The sequence below is a fragment of the Dactylosporangium sp. NPDC051541 genome, from assembly GCF_044454505.1.
Lineage (GTDB): Bacteria > Actinomycetota > Actinomycetes > Mycobacteriales > Micromonosporaceae > Dactylosporangium.
The window spans coordinates 233032-251561 of sequence record NZ_JBITDU010000010.1; the positions used below are offsets into that span (position 1 = coordinate 233032).

18 protein-coding genes are annotated in these 18530 nt (G+C 70.7%); 13 read left to right on the top strand and 5 right to left on the bottom strand.

Annotation, left to right across the window (positions count from 1 at the left end; all coding sequences use genetic code 11):
* Positions 1-143: 143 nt before the first annotated feature.
* From ACIA8L_RS37525 to ACIA8L_RS37570, 10 genes are all read left to right on the top strand, one after another.
* The gene (locus ACIA8L_RS37525; RefSeq protein WP_395912102.1) at positions 144-1004 is read left to right on the top strand and encodes an NAD-dependent epimerase/dehydratase family protein; all 861 of its coding nucleotides are present in this window, start codon (positions 144-146) and stop codon (positions 1002-1004) included.
* Complete coding sequence (locus ACIA8L_RS37530) at positions 992-1744, top strand: SDR family NAD(P)-dependent oxidoreductase (RefSeq protein WP_395912103.1); 753 nt, start codon at positions 992-994, stop codon at positions 1742-1744. The genes ACIA8L_RS37525 and ACIA8L_RS37530 overlap by 13 nt, the downstream gene beginning before the upstream one ends.
* Positions 1745-1757: 13 nt before the next feature.
* Complete coding sequence (locus ACIA8L_RS37535; RefSeq protein WP_395912105.1) at positions 1758-2165, top strand: carboxymuconolactone decarboxylase family protein; 408 nt, start codon at positions 1758-1760, stop codon at positions 2163-2165.
* Positions 2166-2167: 2 nt separating this feature from the next.
* Positions 2168-3565, top strand: coding sequence for a hypothetical protein (locus ACIA8L_RS37540; RefSeq protein WP_395912106.1), 1398 nt, complete (start codon positions 2168-2170; stop codon positions 3563-3565).
* A 115-nt stretch (positions 3566-3680) separates the two neighbouring features.
* A complete protein-coding gene (locus ACIA8L_RS37545; protein ID WP_395912108.1) occupies positions 3681-4967 on the top strand; it encodes an ABC transporter substrate-binding protein in 1287 nt (428 codons plus the stop codon).
* A gap of 85 nt (positions 4968-5052) precedes the next feature.
* Positions 5053-5937: a carbohydrate ABC transporter permease gene (locus ACIA8L_RS37550; protein WP_395912109.1), complete on the top strand. Its 885-nt coding sequence runs from the start codon at positions 5053-5055 to the stop codon at positions 5935-5937.
* A gap of 3 nt (positions 5938-5940) precedes the next feature.
* A complete protein-coding gene (locus tag ACIA8L_RS37555) occupies positions 5941-6843 on the top strand; it encodes a carbohydrate ABC transporter permease (RefSeq protein ID WP_395912111.1) in 903 nt (300 codons plus the stop codon).
* The gene (locus ACIA8L_RS37560; RefSeq protein ID WP_395912112.1) at positions 6840-7691 is read left to right on the top strand and encodes an amidohydrolase family protein; all 852 of its coding nucleotides are present in this window, start codon (positions 6840-6842) and stop codon (positions 7689-7691) included. The genes ACIA8L_RS37555 and ACIA8L_RS37560 overlap by 4 nt, the downstream gene beginning before the upstream one ends.
* Positions 7688-8773, top strand: a complete 1086-nt coding sequence (locus ACIA8L_RS37565) for a hydroxyacid dehydrogenase (protein WP_395912113.1) — start codon at positions 7688-7690, stop codon at positions 8771-8773. Before ACIA8L_RS37560 ends, ACIA8L_RS37565 begins: the two co-directional genes overlap by 4 nt.
* Complete coding sequence (locus ACIA8L_RS37570) at positions 8770-9798, top strand: LacI family DNA-binding transcriptional regulator (protein WP_395912115.1); 1029 nt, start codon at positions 8770-8772, stop codon at positions 9796-9798. Before ACIA8L_RS37565 ends, ACIA8L_RS37570 begins: the two co-directional genes overlap by 4 nt.
* On the opposite strand, the gene ACIA8L_RS37575 is transcribed toward ACIA8L_RS37570, so the two are convergent.
* The 5 genes from ACIA8L_RS37575 to ACIA8L_RS37595 all read right to left on the bottom strand — a co-directional run bounded on the left by ACIA8L_RS37575 (position 9795) and on the right by ACIA8L_RS37595 (position 14510).
* Positions 9795-10655, bottom strand: a complete 861-nt coding sequence (locus ACIA8L_RS37575; RefSeq protein ID WP_395912117.1) for a phosphogluconate dehydrogenase C-terminal domain-containing protein — start codon at positions 10653-10655, stop codon at positions 9795-9797. The two genes, ACIA8L_RS37570 and ACIA8L_RS37575, sit on opposite strands and share 4 nt — an antisense overlap.
* A complete protein-coding gene (locus tag ACIA8L_RS37580; protein WP_395912119.1) occupies positions 10648-11460 on the bottom strand; it encodes a sugar phosphate isomerase/epimerase family protein in 813 nt (270 codons plus the stop codon). Before ACIA8L_RS37580 ends, ACIA8L_RS37575 begins: the two co-directional genes overlap by 8 nt.
* On the bottom strand, positions 11457-12158 hold the full coding sequence (locus ACIA8L_RS37585; RefSeq protein WP_395912121.1) for a triose-phosphate isomerase family protein: 702 nt from the start codon (positions 12156-12158) through the stop codon (positions 11457-11459). Before ACIA8L_RS37585 ends, ACIA8L_RS37580 begins: the two co-directional genes overlap by 4 nt.
* The gene (locus ACIA8L_RS37590; protein ID WP_395912122.1) at positions 12155-12625 is read right to left on the bottom strand and encodes a ribose-5-phosphate isomerase; all 471 of its coding nucleotides are present in this window, start codon (positions 12623-12625) and stop codon (positions 12155-12157) included. Before ACIA8L_RS37590 ends, ACIA8L_RS37585 begins: the two co-directional genes overlap by 4 nt.
* Positions 12626-12776: 151 nt before the next feature.
* Positions 12777-14510 (bottom strand): dihydroxyacetone kinase family protein, encoded by a 1734-nt coding sequence (locus ACIA8L_RS37595; RefSeq protein ID WP_395912124.1) that lies wholly within the window; start codon positions 14508-14510, stop codon positions 12777-12779.
* A gap of 157 nt (positions 14511-14667) precedes the next feature.
* Here ACIA8L_RS37595 and ACIA8L_RS37600 point away from each other — a divergent pair, with 157 nt between their 5' ends.
* From ACIA8L_RS37600 to aceB, 3 genes are all read left to right on the top strand, one after another.
* Positions 14668-15423: a FadR/GntR family transcriptional regulator gene (locus ACIA8L_RS37600; RefSeq protein ID WP_395912125.1), complete on the top strand. Its 756-nt coding sequence runs from the start codon at positions 14668-14670 to the stop codon at positions 15421-15423.
* Between the two features lie 488 nt (positions 15424-15911).
* Positions 15912-16787 (top strand): SMP-30/gluconolactonase/LRE family protein, encoded by an 876-nt coding sequence (locus ACIA8L_RS37605; protein WP_395912126.1) that lies wholly within the window; start codon positions 15912-15914, stop codon positions 16785-16787.
* 146 nt (positions 16788-16933) lie between these two features.
* The gene (aceB, locus tag ACIA8L_RS37610) at positions 16934-18523 is read left to right on the top strand and encodes a malate synthase A (protein ID WP_395912128.1); all 1590 of its coding nucleotides are present in this window, start codon (positions 16934-16936) and stop codon (positions 18521-18523) included.
* The last annotated feature ends 7 nt before the right edge of the window (positions 18524-18530 follow it).

Genomic DNA, 18530 nt, shown 5'->3' on the forward strand with positions numbered 1-18530 from the left:
GGCGGACCGCACTGTAACAACAGTTCTTGACACGTTTCAACCAGCGAAACAAGATGGACCCCAGCCGGAGCTACACCCCGCCCGGCGCCACCCGACGATCTTCCGGCTCGTTACCGGTCCGGGGGATTGCAGGAGGGAACGACATGAGGATCGCGGTCACCGGCAGCTCCGGGAAGCTGGGCCGGGCTACCCTGGCTCACCTGCGCAAAGACGGGCACGAGGTGCTTGGGCTGGACCTTTCGGGCGAGGCCGGATTCGGCTTCACGAGGGTCGACCTGACCGACTACGGCCAGGTGCTGGACTCGCTGCTCGGCGTCACCGCGCGGCACGCGGGCCTGGACGCGCTGGTCCACCTGGCCGCCATCCCGGTCAACGGTCTGGTACCGGATGTGACAACGTTTCATAACAACATGGTCGCGGCGTTCAACGTGCACTTCGCCGCGCTGCGGGCCGGCATCCGGCGGATCGTCCTCGCCTCCAGCATCACGGCGATGGGCTTCCCGTTCGACCTACCGCCGCCCGCGCTGCCGGTCACCGAGGACCACCGGGCCGCCCGCAACACCTACGGGCTGGGCAAGGTCCTCGAGGAGACGATGGCCGAGCAGCTCATCACCTGGCAGCCGGAGCTGTCGGTGACGGCGCTGCGCTTCACCAACGTCGTCGGCGAAGGGGAGTACGGCGGGTTCGCCCGGGCGTCGGACCCCGGCTACCGCCGGGACCTGCTCGGGTCCTACGTCGACGCCCGCGACGGCGCCCGCGCGGTGGCCCTCGCCCTGGCCCGGGGCGAGCCGGGGTTCGCCGTCTACAACGTCGCGGCCCCCGACACCGGCCTGGACATCCCGTCGGCCGACCTGGCCGCCCGGTGGTTCCCGGGCGTGCCCGTCGCCGCCGACCTGGGCGAGTTCGAGTCGCTGATGTCCACCCGCAAGGCCCGCGACGAGCTGGGCTTCACCGCGCGGCACCGGTGGCGGGACGAGTACAAGGAGAGCGTGTGGGACAGCTAGAGGGCCGGCGGGCGATCGTCACCGGGGCCGCGGGCGCGCTGGGCGCGGTCATCTGCGAGGTCTTCGCGCGGGAGGGCGCGGACGTCGGCGGGCTCGACCTCAACGCCGGTGGCCTCGGCGGCACCGGCGACCGGGTGCGGGCCGCGGGCCGCGAGTGGGCCTCCGCGGCCGTGGACCTGACCGACTTCGACGCGGTCCAGGCCGCGACGGCCGGGCTCATCGGCCGCCTCGGCGGGGTCGACATCCTGGTCAACGGCGCCGGCGGCGGGGCCGTGAGCTTCTTCCACGAGATGAGCGCGGAGACCTGGCGGACCCAGCTGGCCCGCAACCTCGACCAGGTGTTCAACGTGACCCGGGCGGTGCTGCCGGCCATGCTGGCCGCGCGGTCGGGCCGGATCGTCAACATCGCCTCGATCGCCGCGGTGTCGGGCGGCCGGCTCGTGCGCGGGGCGACCGCATACGCCGCGGCCAAGGCCGGGGTCGTCGGGCTCACCAAGGCCCTCGCCATCGAGGTCGCCGAGCAGGGCGTCACCGTCAACGCGATCGCGCCGGGGGCCCAGGCGACCCCGGGCCGGGACCGGGACACCCCGCAGCGGCGCGAGGCACTGCTCGACCAGATCCCGACCCGGCTGCTCGGTGACCCCGAGCATCTGGCCGCGGCGATCGTGTTCCTGGCCGGCCCGGCCGGTGTCAACGTCACCGGCGTCGTCCTGCCGCTCGACGGCGGCCACTCCATCTAACGAGAAGGTCACCTTGAAACGGTTCGAAAAAGGCGCGCACTGGTTCGAAGCGGTCTACGGCGAAGGCAAGGCCGACGGCCTGGTCGAGATGCAGACCGGCCTCGCGCAGGACCTGGCCCGGTTCGGCGTCGAGTTCAACTTCGGCGACATCTACTCGCGCCCGGGCCTGACCCTCGCCCAGCGGGAGCTGCTCTCCCTGGCCTCGCTGGTGACCATCGGCGGCCTCGAGCCGCAGCTGCGGGGCCACACGCGGGGCGCGATCCGGGTCGGCTGCACCCCGACCGAGATCCTCGAGACGGTGATCCACGTGGTGCAGTACTGCGGCTTCCCGAAGGCCCTCAACGCCATCCGGGTCGTCACCGACCAGCTCATCGAGCTGGGCGTGGAGATTCCGGCGGCCCTCGGCCCGGGGGAGGAGTAGGCATGGCCCCGCTCATCGGGATCCAGGTCGGCGCCATCTCGTTCGCCGACGAGGGCGTCGAGAAGGTGCTCGACACGGTCGTGGAGAAGGCCGCGGTCAACGCGGTGTTCGTCGCGACCCAGGCCTTCGACCGCGGGCTGGCCGGCCGGCAGACCTATTACCGGCCGTGGCCGGGCCACGGCCCGCAGGAGAAGGACGACGTCCACCTCGGCGGGTCGTTCGTCACCCAGCACCCGGAGTTCTACGGCGGGACCGTGCTCGGGCCGCACCGGGCCCGCGACGCCGAGGTCGACGGGTTCGACGCCCTCGGCGACGTCATCCCGGCGGCCCGGGAGCGCGGCCTCGCCGTCTACTCCTTCCTGCTCGAGAACACCCACTCGGGCCTCACGAAACACGTGCCGAACTGGCCGAAGGTCCTGCAGGTCGACGCCTGGGGCCGGGCCGACGCCTACGCGTGCCTGCGCAACCCCGACTATCAGCACTGGTGGCTCTCGCTGGTCGAGGATCAGGTCAAGAGCTACCACCTCGATGGCATCATGTGGGGCTCCGAGCGCAACGGCCCCCTGGACAACGCGCTCGGCGACGGCGGGTTCGCCCGCAACGGCAACCCGTACTGCTTCTGCCGCTGGTGCGTCGAGGCCGGCGAGCGCGAGGGCGTCGACGTGCGCCGGGCCCGCCAGGGCTACCTGGAGCTGGACCGGCTGCTCAACGACCAGGCCCCCGACGAGCCGGTCGGGGACTCCTCCTTCATCCGCTTCCTGCGGCTCCTGGGCACCTACCCGGAGATCATCGCCTGGGACCGGCTGTGGCACCGGGCGTACGAGGAGTTCCAGGCCCGGCTCTATGGGACCGTCAAGTTCCTCGACCCCGAGGTCCGGGTCGGCTGGCACATCTGGCACCACAACTCGTTCTCCCCCTGGTACCGGTCCCAGCTGGACTTCGGGAAGATGTCGTCCTACTCGGACTTCATCAAGCCGGTGCTGTACAACAACTGCGCCGGCTACCGGCTGCATCACTACATCCGCACGGTCGCGGGCCGAGTGTTCCGCGGCGTGCCGGAGCAGACGGTGTTCGACCTGTTCCGCACCTCGCTCGGCTACGACGAGGCCATCGCGTTCGACGACCTGCCGGCCGTCGGGCTCTCCCCGGACTACGTGCTGCGCGAGACGCGGCGCGCGGTCGCGGCCACCGCCGACACGGTGGCCGTGTATCCGGGGCTCGATATCAACATCCCCACGCCGGATCACGTCATCCAGACGACGCCGGACGAGGTACGCAAGTCGGTGCGGGCCGCGCTGGACGGCGGCGCCGACGGCATGCTGTTGTCCCGGAAGTACTCAGAGATGACCTTCGCGAATCTCGAGGCCGCGGGCGACGAAGTGCGGTCCCGCGACACCTGATTACGTTTCAGTACAGGTTGTTGACCGGGCTGAAATCAGCTTGTAACGTTTCATCACCCCAACGCGCCGGAGCTGGGAGTCCCGCTCAGGGTGCGAATCTTGAAGGAGCCTGAACGTGGATATTCGCATGATGCCCCGCCGTGCGAGCGTTCCCATCGCGATCGCAGCGCTGACGAGCCTTCTCCTGGCGGGATGCTCGGGCAAGGACGACCCCGCCGCCGCGGGCGGCGCGAAGGAGTTCTCCGTGCTGGTCACGACGGAGAACACCCAGACCGGCGCGATGTTCGACGACCTGAAGGCCAACCAGTGTTCGGACGCGCAGAAGGCGCTGCCCTACACCCTGTCGCAGACGCCGAGCTCCGAGATGCAGGCGAAGGTCCAGCTGCTCGGCGGCCAGAACGCGCTGCCCGTGCTCTACGCCGGCACCCAGTCGCTGATCGCCCCGAAGGGCGACCTGCAGGCCTCCGGCCAGGTCCTCGACCTGAAGGAAACGTTTCAAAAGCTCGGCGTGCTGGACCAGGTGACCCCGGCCGCGCAGTCGGTCATCGAGCAGCTCTACGCCGGCAGCTTCCCGACGGTGCCGCTGCAGTTCAACATCGAGGGCATCTTCTACAACAAGAAGATCTTCGCCGACCACAACATCGCGATCCCGACGACGCTGGACGAGCTCCAGGCCGCCGCGGTGAAGCTCAAGGCCGAGGGCGTCACCCCGTTCGTCGCCTCCGGCAAGACCGGCTGGACGATCAGCCGCTGGCTCGGCGCGATCCTCTACAGCCAGCTCGGGCCGGACGCGCTGCAGAAGGTCAAGGACAAGAAGGCCAAGCTCACCGACCCGCAGTACGTCGCGGCCGCGCAGAAGCTGCAGGAGCTGGGCAAGTACTTCATCGACGGCATCACCAACCTCGACTACGACACCATGAACGCGCAGATGCTCAACGGCAGCGCGGCCATGATGTACATGGGCACCTGGTTCCTCGCCGCGGTCAACGACCCCAAGCAGAACAAGGTCGGCGACAACATCGGCTTCTTCGGCGTCCCCGGCATCAAGGGCTACCCGGCCAACGTCGGCTCCCCCAACGCCATCAACGCGAAGCTGTACAACGACGGCGTCGGCTCCTGGCTGACCTGCATCGCGAAGAACTGGGGCTCGGAGTCGCTGAAGAAGCAGGGCACGTTCTCCGGCTTCAAGGTCAACACCCCGGTCGACACCCTGCCCCCGCTCACTTCCGACATCCAGAAGAAGATCGACTCGGCGCCGGCGTCGGTGCTGTGGTTCGAGGGCCTCTTCACCCCCAAGGCCAACAACGACTCCAGCGCCAACGCGGCGCCGCTGCTCACCGGCGCGATGTCGGCCAAGGACTTCATGACGCTCATCCAGTCGGACCTCGACGCCGAGTCCTGAATCGGCGCGGTCTGATCCACCCTTCGATCGGGGCGGCGGCGCCCCACCCGGCGCCGCCGCCCGCCCTCAACGGAGAGGTCCTCCCGTGAAGCACGTCTTCGGAAGCAAGAAGGCCATCGCGACCTTCCTGCTGCCCGCGCTGCTGATCTACCTGGGAGTCATGGTCGTCCCGGCGATCTGGTCCCTCTTCCTGGCCTTCATGCACGGCAACCCGGTCCGCGGGTTCGAGTTCACCGGCATGAAGAACATCGACCGGCTCTTCAACGACCCCCAGGCGGGGCACGCGCTGTGGTTCACGCTCAAGTACGCCCTCGTCATCAGCGTCGGGCAGATCGTCCTCGGCTACGCCCTGGCCCTGCTCTACGTCTTCGTCCTGCGCAAGGCCTCGACGTTCGTGCGCACCCTGGTGTTCTTCCCGGTCGTGGTGCCGACCGTCGCCGTCGCCCTGCTGTTCAACCGCATGTTCGCCTCCTCGCCGACCGAGGGCCCGGTCAACGCGCTGCTAGGGTTCGTCGGGCTCGGTGACATCGACTGGTTCGCCGACGGCGGCAAGGCGTTCATCGTCATCGTCGTCATGGACCTGTGGCGGACCATGGGCTTCTTCGCGATCCTGCTCTACGCCGGGCTCATCGAGATCCCGGAGGAGATCATGGAGTCGGCCCGCCTCGACGGCGCCGGCAACTGGCGGCTGATCCGGCACATCGTGCTGCCGCTGTCGATGCCCGTGCTCCTCGCCACCGTCATCTTCAGCCTCAACGCGTCGCTCAAGGTGTTCGACTCGATCGTGGCGCTCAACAACGGCGGCCCGGGATACCAGACGACGCCGCTGAACCTGCTGATGTTCAAGACGGCCTTCAGCTTCGGCGACTTCGGCTACGGCAGCACGCTCGCGCTCGTCATCACGATGCTGTGCCTGACCGTGACCCTGTTCGTCTTCCGCTCCTCCCGCCGCGACCTCACGAAGGGCTGAACCGTGACCGCGACCAACGTCGAAGCACCCCCGCTCGCGCGGAAGGGGTCCCCGCGCCGGGAGTCCGGCTCGCTCGCCGGCCGGCTCACCGGCGGCCTGCTGGTGAAGCTGCTCATCGCGGTGATCGTCATCGCCGAGATCTACCCGATGTTCTGGCTGCTGACCAACTCGCTCAAGACGAAGAGCGAGATCGTCGACGAGCCCCTGTGGTCGCTGCCCAGCGGGATGCAGTGGCACAACTACGTCGACGCGTGGACGACCGGCAGCCTGGGCCACTACGCCCTCAACAGCCTCATCGTGACGGTACCGTCGCTGATCCTGATCCTCCTGCTGGGGGCCGCGGCCGGCTTCGCCCTTGAGGTGATGGTGTGGAAGGGCCGCAACGCCGTGCTCTTCCTCATCGTCGGCGGCATGATGGTCCCGCTGCAGATGGTGCTGCTGCCGCTGTTCACCATCTACTTCAACCTCAACCTCTCCGACAGCTACCTGCCGCTGATCATCACGTACGTCGGGCACGGCCTCCCGCTCACCGTCTTCATGATGGCCACGTACTTCCGCGCGGTACCCCGGGAGCTGTTCGAGGCCGTCGCCATCGAGGGCGGCGGCCCGTTCCGCTGCTTCTTCTCGATCGGCCTGCCGCTGATCCGCAACGGCCTGTTCACGATCGGCCTGCTGCAGTTCTTCTCCGTCTGGAACGACCTGCTCATCGCGCTGACGTTCAACGTGGACTCGAAGCTCTCCACGGTCCAGGTCGGCCTGCTGCACTTCAGCGACGAGTACGGCTCCGTCGACTACGGCCCCCTCTTCGCCGCCATCAGCATCACCGTGTTCGGCACCCTCGCCGTCTACCTGATCCTCAACCAGCAGGTCATGCGCGGCCTCACCGCCGGGTCGGTGAAGGGTTGATCGTCGACGCCCACACCCATGTCTGGCCCCGCTGGCCCTACCGGCCCGACGTCCCCGACACCGATTCCCGCGGGCGGGCCGAGAACCTGCTCCTCGACATGGACCGGGCCGGCGTCGACGCCGCGCTGGTGGTCAACGCCCGGATCGAGCACGCCGAGGACAACAACGACTACGGTGCCGAGGTCGCGGCGGCCCACCCGGGGCGGCTGCTCCAGGTCGCCGACATCGACAGCCGCTTCGGCCCCGACTACCACCGGCCGGGCGCCGCGGACCGCCTCCGGGCGACCGTCGAGCGGTACCGGCCGGTCGGCATCTCCCACTACCTGGCCCCCGACAACGACGGCTGGCTGCACTCCGACGAGGGCCTGGAGTTCTTCCGGGTCGCGCGGGACGCCCGGCTCCTGGTCACCCTCGCGGCCCCGCCGAACTGGTACGACGACCTGCGTGACGTCGCCCGCCGGTACCCCGACCTGCCGATCATGGTCAACCACCTGGCCGTCGTGATGCTGCACCCGGACGGCATCGATGCCGCCCTGCGGCTCGTCCTGGACCGCGAGGACATCCCGAACCTGCTGGTGAAGGTGTCCGGGTACTACTACGGGCACGACCGGCCGTGGGACTACCCGTATCTCGACCGGCTGCCGATCGTCAAGGCGTTCGCCGAGTCCTGGGGCGCCGGCCGGATGGTCTGGTCGTCGGACTGGCCGTCGCTGCTGCCCCACCACAGCTACCGCCAGGCGCTGCAGGTCCTGCGCGACCACGCCGGCTTCCTGAGCGAGGACGACGTCGCCCGCATCCAGGGCGGCACCCTCGAAGCACTCCTACGCGAACGGGGACACCTGCGATGAGCGCGGCACGGCCGAAGGTCGGGATCGTCGTCACGAGCGCGGGCCGGCGACGGTACTTCTTCGCCAAGGACGTCGAGCGGATGGAGCGCTACGCCGAGGTCGCCTGGCTCGAGCTCGACGGCCCCGACCGGGTGTTCGGCCCGCCGGCCGACGACCCGGCGCTGACCGCCCGCGTCACCGAGTTCGTCCGGGACCTCGACGCGCTCGTCGTGAGCTACGGCGCCCCGCGGATCACCGACGAGGTCATGGCGGCCGCCCCGCGGCTGCGGATGATCGGCGACACCCACGGCGACCGCTTCGGGTTCAAGGTCGACGTCGAGGCCGCGCACCGCCGCGGGATCGTCGTGTCCGACACCACCAACGGCTCCTCCGACCCGGTCGCCGAGTGGGCCCTGGCCCTGGCCATGATCGGCCTGCGCAACGCGGGCGCCCTGTTCCGCCGGATCGTCGCCGGGGAGCTGCTCTGGCCCGACCGGACCGTGTTCCTCGACGACCCCGGCTACCTGCGCGGCGAGCTCACCGGCAAGACCGTCGGCCTCATCGCGCTGGGCAACATCGGCCGCCGGCTCCTGGAACTGCTCCGGCCGTTCCACGTGCGCGTCCTGGCCAGCGACCCCGGCGCCCCGGACGTGCTCGCCAACGCCTACGACATCGACCTGACCAGCCTCGACGTGGTGCTGGAGCGTTCCGACGTCGTCATCTGCCTCGTCCCGCTGACCCAGGCGACGACCGGCCTGATCGGGGCCGAGCAGATCGCCCGGATGCGGCCCGGGACGGTGTTCGTGAACGTTTCCCGCGGCGCCGTCGTCGACACCGGGGCGCTGATCGAGCGGCTGCGCCGCGACGACCTCATCGCCTGCCTCGATGTCGTCGAGCCCGAGCCCTTGCCGATCGACTCGCCGCTGCGCACAATGCCTAACGTGTTCCTCAGCCCGCACATCGCCGGGGTGACGGACGCCGCCGAGCCGCGGTTCTTCGAATACATGGTGGACGATGTCGAGCGGGTCCTGGCCGGTGTGCGTCCGCGCTACCGGCTCGTGCCGCGTGAGTCCGGTACCACCGTGAGAGGTTTGGGTAGTTGAGCGAACGAGTTGGCGGCGCGGTGAACAAGGTCGGCATTCGCGAGGTGGCGAAGCATGCCGGGGTCGCGCTGGGCACGGTGTCGCACTATCTCAACCATCCGGAGCGGGTGTCGGAGCAGAAGGCCGAGCGGATTCGCCTGGCCATCAAGGAGCTCGGGTTCGTCCCGAACATCGTCGGCCGGCAGCTGCGGCTCGGGGAGAGCAACGCGATCGCCTACATCGCCCCCGACTTCGCCAACCCGTTCTTCTTCACCCTCGTCGAGGGCGTCGAGACCCGCGCCGCCGAGCACGGCCTCGCCGTGTTCGTCGTCAACGCCCACGGCAACCGGGAGCGGGAGGACCAGTACATCGGGCTGTTCGAGCGCTACCGGGTGCGCGGCATGCTGGTGGCGTCGTTCGAGCGGCTCGAGGACCGCCTCGCCGAGGTCCGCCGCCGCGGCACCCCCAACGTGCTCATCGGCGGCCGGGCGGTCTCCGACAAGCAGCCGTCGGTGTCGGTCGACGAGGTCGTCGGCGGCCGGCTCGCCGCCGAGCACCTGCTGACCCTCGGCCGTCGCCGGATCGCGTTCGTCGGCGGGCCGCTGTCGATCCAGCAGGTCGCCGGCCGGCTGCAAGGGGCCAGCCTCGCGGTCCGGGAGGCCGGCACGGCCACCCTCGAGGTCGTCGACATCGCCGAGCGCACCATCCGGGCCGGCCGGGCCGTCGGGCACCGCATCGTCGCCCGCGACCCGGCGCTGCGGCCCGACGCCGTCTTCGCCGTCAACGACCTCCTCGCGATCGGCATCATGCACGCGTTCGTCACGGCCGGGGTGCGCATCCCGGAGGACATCGCCGTCATCGGCTACGACGACATCGAATACGCCGAGTCGTCGATCGTGCCGCTGTCCTCCATCCGCACGCCGCACGAGGACTTCGGCTCCGTCGCCGTGGACCTGCTGCTGAAGAACATCGAGTCCGGTGCGGTCCACCATGAGGTGTTCACACCGGAGCTCGTCGTGCGGGCCAGCACCAAACCCGAAAGTTAGTGCCGGCTGATCTCGCGCAGGTGCAGCATCCGGGCCAGCACCAGGTCCAGCTCGTCGTCCTTGAAGACCTTCTTCCAGTCGTCGCGCAGGATCGACTCGCGGCCGTAGTCCATCGCGATGAGGCAGGCGTCGCTGAACGGGTTGTCGCCCTTGAGCGTGTTGGCCAGGGCGACCTGGGTGTGGCCGAGCAGGATGGCCCGGGCCGCCGGCTCCGGCACGCCGCCGGCCACGGTCTCGTCCAGGGCCTCCTTGAGCAGCGAGCCGACCATGCAGGCGATGGTCTCGACCAGCGTCGGCTCCAGCTGGGCCAGCTGCTTCACCGTCACCCAGTGCACGTCGCCGACGGGGGCGAAGATGGCCCGCACGACCGCCTCCACCCGCGCCTTGACGGCCGGGTCGTCGGACTCGACGGCCGCGATCGCGTCCTGCAGCGCGGCGATGCCGCCGAACGTGTCCGCGTACTCCTCCGGCGTGTGCCGCTCCACGAAGACCGACGGGTGGCAGGGGTGCGTGACCGCCTGGATGACCTCGTCGCGCCGGGTGAGCAGGCCCGCGTAGGCGGCGGCCGGGTCGAGGGTCAGCACGACGCTGCCGGGCTTCATCCGCGCGACCAGGTCGGCCGAGACCGCCTGCAGGGCCAGGTCGGGCACGGCCAGGATGACCACGTCGGCGTCGGCCACGGCGGTGGGGGAGTCGGTGAGGGTGCGGCCGGTGGCGGTCACGCGCTCCTGGCCGGCGGGGGAGTTCTCGCTGTACCACACCTGGTGGTCGGTCTTGACGAGGTTGTCGGAGACCCGCATCCCCATCTTCCCGCCGGCCCCGATCACCGCGATCTTCAATGTCTCGCTGTCACGCATGGTCGTGCTCCTTCTGGTAGTCGCGGAGGTATTCGACGGCGACGGCCGTCCAGCGCCGCTCCTCGGCCGCGGTCGCCGCCGGGTCGCCCTGCCAGGGCAGCCAGTGCTCGACGATCTGGGAGAGGCCGTGACGCTCCGGTTCGACGGCGCGCTCGAGGTGGCCGTAGTCGAGCAGGCCGGTGCCGAGCGGGGCCCCGGTGTACTGGAACCCGACCCAGCCCTCGCCGCGGGTGAACGCGAAGTCCTTGACGTGGACGTCCTTGACGTACGGCGCACACCGGTCGATGGTCTCGGCGGGCAGATCGAGCGCGGCCACGCCGTTGCCGGGGTCCAGGCACACGCCGAGCCGTTCGGACCCGACCGTTTCGACGAGCCTCACAAGCGTTTTCGTGGGTACTCGCTCATAGGTCTCGAGCGCGATCGTGACCCCGGCCCGGTCGTAGTCCGGCAGCACCTTGCGCAGCCGTTCCTCCGACTCCTGCGGCGTGGCGTCGTCGCCGACCGGATTGAGCATGGTGCGGAGGATTTTGGCCTGGAGCACCTCGGCGAGGCGGAGATATTGCTGGAGGTGCTCGACGGTGGTGCCGCGGGTACCGAGTTCGAGCGTGAGACCGAGGTCGTCCGCGCGCTGCCGCAGGTCCCGCAGTGCGTTTGCATCGAAGTCCATGATCTTGGGGTAGTCGCAGATCTGGAAAACTTGCAGGCCTTGCGCCGCGGTCTGGTCCAGGGCGTCACCTAGGGTCAGCGGTTGGGGCATGCGGTCGGACAGCTGCCAGAAGAACGAGTAGGTACCCAGGCCGATCATCGGTGTGCCCCTTCGTCCAGGACCTTGATCAGGTTCGCGGGATCGTGGGCGAAGCGGCCGAGGAACAGGCCGTCGACACTGTCCCCGAGCTCGCCGAACAGGCCCGGGCCGGCGCTGCCGCCGTAGAGGACGGCGCCGTCGGCGGTGTACTCGGCGAGGACTTCGCGCAGGCGCCGGGTCACGGGCGTGATCTCGTGCGTCGGGGCCGGCTTCGGGGCACCGATGTACGCGAGGGGCTCGTAGGCCACCCACACCGGCCCCGGCGGGTTGCCGCTGAGGGCCGCACGGAGCTCGGCCTCCGGGTCGGCGCCGACACAGATGAGCGGGGTGATGCCGTGCCGGGCCGCGACGGTGACCTTCGCGGCCACGATCTCGTCGGTCTCCCCGAACCGGGCGCGCCGCTCGGCGTGGCCGATCTCGACGACGCGGACGCCGGCCTCGGCCAGCTCGGCCGCGCTCACCTCGCCCGTGTAGGCCCCGCGCTCGGCGGCCGCGACGTCCTGGGCGGCGATCCGGACAGGGGTGCCCGCGAACGCTTCGGCCGCGCCGGGGATGGCGACGTGACTCGGGGCGACGAACAGCACGGTGCGGCCGTCCGCGAGCTCCGGCCTGTGCGCGGCCAGCTCCGCGACCGCGCGGCACCAGTCATGGGCCTGGCGCAGGCCGAAGTACATCTTGAGGCTCACGCCGACGATCACGACGCTTCCTTCAGCTCGTACCGGCCGAGGACGGCCAGCTTGTCGGCGCTGGCGCTGGCCGGGTCGAAGCGGTACCCGAGCCACTCGCGGACCAGGCGCCGGGCCAGCTCGATCCCGATGACCCGCTGGCCCAGGCACAGCACCTGGGCGTCGTTGCTCAGCACGGACCGCTCGACGGAGAAGCTGTCGTGCGCGGTCACGGCCCGGATGCCGGGGACCTTGTTGGCCGCGATGGCCACGCCGAGGCCGGTGCCGCAGACCAGCAGGGCCCGGTCGGCCTCACCCCGGGCGACCAGCTCGGCCGCCTCGATCGCGACCGCCGGGTAGGGCGTGTGCCCGTCCGCGTCCACCCCCACGTCGATGACCTCGGCGACGAGGTCGCTGGCCGCCAGATCGGCCTTGAGAATCTCCTTGTATCGGAACCCGGCGTCGTCACCACCGACGACGATCCTGAGGCGGTCGGTCACGATGTCTCCTCGACTTGGTCTTGGCGTTGCGTCTGGTATCGGGCGGCGGCGGTCATTGCCGTTCGGTCTTCGCGTCGCCGCGGACACTGGTCGCCGGCGGTCATGGCGACGGCGCGGGCGCCCGGGTTTGGGGTACGGAGGTTGTGTTCGGTCACGATGCTGCTTCGTTTTGTCGCAGCCGCTGGGCGGCGGCGGTCATCGCCAGGGCGAAGGATCGGGCGCCCGGGTCGGGGGTGCCGAGGCTGCGTCCGGCGTGGGGGCGGGCGCGGCCGAGGCGGGGGAGCAGGTCGGCGGTGGCGTCGGCGGCGGCGGTGGCGACCTGGGCGGCCGCTTGCCAGGCGGTGGCGAGGGGGTCCCCGGCCGCGACCCGGCCGGTCAGCTCCTCGGCGAAGGGGGCGAAGGCGTCGACGAGGGTCTTGTCGCCCGGGGCCGCTCCGCCCTGACGCCGGACGGCCGCGAGGGCTTGCGCAACCGCCGCGGCGACCGTTTCCGGTGTCGGTGCGTCCTGGTCGCCGAGGTGGCGGCCGAGCGTGCGCAGCGTCGTGCCCCACAGGGCTCCGGAGGTGCCGCCGCCCTTGTCCGCCCAGGCGTCACCGGCGTCCGTCAGGACCTGGCCGCAGCCCCGGCCGTGGCCCCGCCGGGCCGCTTCGGCCGCCGCCAGGGAGCCCCGGCGCATGCCGATGCCGTGGTCACCGTCGCCGGCCACCGCGTCGAGGCGGCCCAGCTCGTCGGCGGCCGCATCGAGGGTTTCGGCGATCGCGTCGAGCACCGAGCGGACCGTGACCGCCGCCCGCTGGGACGCTTCGGAGCCGGGGGCGCGCCGCTGTTCCTCGGCCGGAGCCTCACCGCTGGACTCCACGACTGTCCTCGTTACGGCGCTCGGGGACTTGCGGTAGGCGGGGGTGTCGGCCGGGGCCCGCCAGAGCTCCTCGAGCTCCTCGTCGAGCCAGACCAGCGTGAGCGACGCGCCGGCCATGTCGAAGCTGGTGCAGAACTCGCCGACGTCCGGTTCGACCGCGGTCAGACCGGCTTCGGCGAGTCGTCGGGCGATCGAGCGGTACACGACGAACAGCTCTTCGTATTTGACCGACCCGAGCCCGTTGAGGATCACGGCGACGCGTCCACCCGCGGGTGTGGCGACGTCGTCGGGGAGCTCTTCGATGAGGCGGTCGACGAACAGGGCGGCCAGGTCGTCGGCGGTGGGCAGGTCGTCGTCGGAGATGCCGGGCTCGCCGTGGATGCCCATCCCGACCGCCATCCGGCCCGCGGGCACGCGGAACAGCGGCTGATCGGCGCCGGGCAGCGTGCAGCCGGAGAAGGCGACGCCGAGGGTACGGGTGCGGTCGTTGGCCCGCCGCGCGATCCGCTCGACCGCGTCGAGGTCGTCCCCGCGGGCCGCGGCCGCGCCGGCCAGCTTGAACACGGCCAGGTCCCCGGCGATGCCGCGGCGGCGCCCCCGGGCCTCGGGCGGCGCGCTGGACACGTCGTCGGTGACCAGGACGGTCCGCACGTCGACGCCGGCGGCCCGCAGCCGCTCCTGGGCCTCGGTGAAGTTGAGGACGTCGCCGGCGTAGTTGCCGTAGCAGAACAGGACACCGGCGCCACCGTCGGCGGCCCGCGCCACCGACTCGGCCCGCGCGGCGGACGGCGACGCGAACAGGTCACCCATGGCGGCGCCGTGCGCGACACCGGGGCCGACGAGGCCGGCGAACGCGGGGTAGTGGCCGGAGCCGCCCCCGATCACGACGGCCACCTCGCCGGGGGCGGCGCCTTCCGCGCGGACGACGCCACCGGGGACGCGGCGCACGTACCGGGCGTAGGCGGCGGCGAACCCGTCGGTCATCTCGTCAGCGAAGGCAACGGGGTCGTTGAACAGCCGGGTCATGCATGGACCCTTCAATCAGGCGACACAGGCCTCGTCGGTGGGGACGCGGTCGGCCGGCGGCAGCTTCTGCGGGGGTGATGCCGCCATCATAACAACCGGTTGACCGGTTTTGGGAATGGCTTGGTTGTGCCATTTCGCGCTCGGCTATCGTGATGGCATGCCTGCGTACCGCGATGACCGCTCGGCGGAGATCGGTGCCGCGCTCGGCACACTGCCGTCGGGGAGCGCGGTGTCGGCGGTCGCGACGAGCCTGCTCGACCTGTTCACCAGCGGCCGCCTGGAGCCCGGCACCCGCCTGCCACCCGAACGGCAGCTCGCGACGACACTGGGCGTCGGCCGCTCAGCCGTCCGCGAGGCCCTGGCCGCACTGGAGATCCTGGGCATCGTCGAGGTACGCGCCGGTGCGGGCACCTTCCTGCGCGGCAGCACCAGCGAACTCCTGCCGCAGAGCCTCGGCTGGGGCATGCTGATCGGCAAGCGCCGCACCGAGGACCTGGTCGAGCTCCGCGGCGCCCTCGAGATCTACGCGGCCCGCCTGGCCGCCGAGCGGATGAGCCCCGAGAGCGTCGCCCGGCTCGGCGAACACCTGCGGCGGATGCGCTCCGCGGGCGACGACATCCCCGCGTTCGTGGAGGCCGACCAGCGCTTCCACCAGGAACTCGCCGACGCCACCGGCAACGGCACCCTGGTCGACCTGCTGCGGATCATCCGGTCGCTGCTGCGGGTCTGGGTGGACCGGGCAGTACACGATCCGGCCCAGATCAGCCTGGCCATCGCCGAGCACGACGCCGTCCACGCCGCGATCGTCAGCGGCAACGGCGACGCGGCCGCCTCAGCGATGGCCGTCCACATGGTCACCGCCGGCCAACGCCTCCTGGCCGACGCCACCACCGCCGGCGACCTCTCCCGCTGACCACCCGCCCGTCCGCACGTTCGCACGTCCACTTGTCTGCCCGTCCGCACGTTCAGATGTCCGCGCGTTCGCACGTTCGTTTGTCTGCACGTTCGCGTGTCTGCCTGTTCGCACTTTCGCTTGTTCGCACCTTCGCACCTTCGCCCGTTCGTGCGTTCGTGCGTTCGCATGTCTGCCCGTTCGCCCGTTCACCCGTCTGCGCGTTCGTCGTGCGCTGTGCGATGCGAGCGTTGCGCGACCCGTGCACTGCGCGATGCGGGCGTTGCGCGACCCGTGCACTGGGCGAGGCGTGCGGGTGTGCGGTGCTTGCGGCCGGGATGCGTTCGGTGCGGGCGGTGCTTCGTGGGGACGGTGGCGGCTTTGCCTGGTTGTGGGGCGGCGCGTGGGGTGGTCGGTGCGGGCGCTGGCGGTACCCCCAAAATGAAACGTGTCAAAATGTTGGGGCGGGTGGCTTTTAAAACGTATCAACGGCCTGTACGTTGGCGTTCGTGACGGACCTTTTCCCGCCAGATGCGGTCCTTGAGCACCTCTTCACCGGGACGACGTGGGGCGAGGGGCCGGTGTGGCTTCCGCGGTCGCGCCGCCTGCGCTGGAGCGACATCCCGGCCAACCGCATCCTCGAGTACGACGAAGCGACCGGCGCCACCAGCGTCTTCCGCGCCGAGGCCGAGTATCCGAACGGCCGCACCCTCGACCGGCAGGGGCGCGTCGTGCAGTGCAGCCACGGCCGCCGCGCCGTCGAGCGCGAGGGGGACGACGGCCCGCACACCCTGGTCGACCGCTGGACTGAGGGCCGGTTCAACTCGCCCAACGACCTGGTCGTCGCCCGCGACGGCGCGATCTGGTTCACCGACCCGCCGTACGGCATCCACGAGAGCGGCCGCGAGGGTCACCCCGGCGAGCCGGAGTACGGCGGCTGCTACGTCTTCCGCTTCGACGAACGCTCGGGCGAGGTCACCCCGGTCGTCACCGACATGGTGCATCCGAACGGCCTGGCCTTCGCCCCGGACGAGTCGATCCTGTACGTGGCGGACACCGGCTACCTGCAAGTCACCGGCGCACCGGGCGGCATCCGCGCATACAACGTCGTGGACGGTGCGCGCTGCGACAACGGCCGCGACCTGGTGACCGTACGCCCGGGCGCCACCGACGGCCTGCGGGTCGACGTCGAGGGCCGCATCTGGAGTTCGAGCGCCGACTCGGTCCAGGTGTTCACCCCGGCCGGCGACCGCCTGGCCACGATCCCGGTCCCGGAGAAGATCGCCAACCTGTGCTTCGGCGGCGACGACGGCCGGACCCTGTACATCACCGCGTCGACGAGCCTTTACCGAATCCGAACGACCACCACGGACGCGGCCTTCTGACCACCGCAAGACCGCGCGCCCGACATGTCAGGCACGAACGCGCCCGACATGTCAGGCACCAACGCGCCCGACACATCGGACTTATCGCGATAATTACGGATACGAACGCGCGCCCGCGGCGGCGGGGTGGCAAAGGGGAGAGCTACATGGCGGACGTGCAGTTCACGGCCAGCGACGTGGTGGAAAGCGCCGCGATCCTGACCCCCGAAGCCCTCGACTTCGTCGCCGGGCTGCACCAGACCTTCGGCGAGCGGCGCACCGGCCTGCTGGCCGAGCGCCCAGCCAGGCGGCAACGCATCGCGGAGGCCGGCAGGGACGGGGCGCGGTGGCGGCCGGACACCCGGGCCATCCGCGAGGACCCGACCTGGAAGGTCGCACCCGTCCCGCCCGCCCTGCGGAGAAGGCATGTGGAGATCACCGGCCCGACCGAGCGCAAGATGGCGATCAACGCGCTCAACTCCGGCGCGAACGTGTGGCTGGCCGACCTCGAGGACGCCAACACACCGCACTGGGACAACGTCGTCAGCGGGCAGGTCAACCTCAAGGACGCGGTCGAGGGCACCATCAGCTTCCGCTCGCCGGAGGGCCGCGAATACACCCTGCGGGACGGCGACCGGCCGGTCATCGTGGTCCGGCCGCGCGGCTGGCACCTGGACGAACGGCACATTCAGGTCGACGGGGCACCCGTCGCCGGCGCGCTGGCCGACTTCGGCCTGTTCTTCTTCCACAACGCGCATCTCCTGGCCGGGCCGGGCCGCGGGCCGTTCTTCTACCTGCCGAAGCTGGAGAGCGCCGACGAGGCCCGCCTGTGGGCCGACGTCTTCCGCCACGCCGAGGCGGCGCGCGGCATAGCCACCGGGACGGTCCGGGCGACCGTGCTCATCGAAACGCTGCCGGCGGCGTTCGAGATGGAGGAGATCCTGTACGAGCTGCGGGAGTACATCGCCGGGTTGAACGCCGGGCGGTGGGACTACCTGTTCAGCCTGATCAAGGTGTTCCGCAACTCCGGCGCCGAGTACGTGCTGCCGGACCGCAACGCGGTCACGATGACGGCGCCGTTCATGCGGGCCTACACGGAGCTGCTGGTGTCGACCTGTCACCGGCGCGGGGCGATGGCGATCGGGGGCATGGCCGCGTTCATCCCGAGCCGCCGCGACGAGGCCGTCAACGCGACCGCGCTCACGAAGGTCCGCGACGACAAGCGGCGGGAAGCGACCGACGGGTTCGACGGGTCGTGGGTCGCGCACCCGGACCTGGTGCCGCTGTGCGCGGCCGAGTTCGCGGCGGTGCTCGGCGACCGGGACAACCAGCTCGACCGGCAGCGTGACGGCGTGGACGTCAAGCCGGCCGACCTGGTGACCATCACCGACACCACGAATACCACCGAGGCGGGCCTGCGCAACGACCTCGCGGTCGCGCTGCGCTACCTCGCGACCTGGCTGTCCGGCAACGGCGCGGTCGCCATCTACAACCTCATGGAGGACGCCGCGACCGCCGAGATCGCCCGGTCCCAGGTCTGGCAGTGGCGGCGCAACAACGTCGTGCTCAGCGACGGCCAGCCCGTCACGGCCGACCTCGTGCGGCGGTGCATCGCCGAGGAGGCCGCGTCCGCGCGGGCCGAGCTGGCCGGGAGCAGCGCCGGGCACGTCGACCGCGCGGTCGCGATCGTCGAGCGGCTCGTCCTCGACGACGAGCTCGCCGACTTCCTGACCGTCGCGGCGTCCGAGCTGATCTGATCCACAG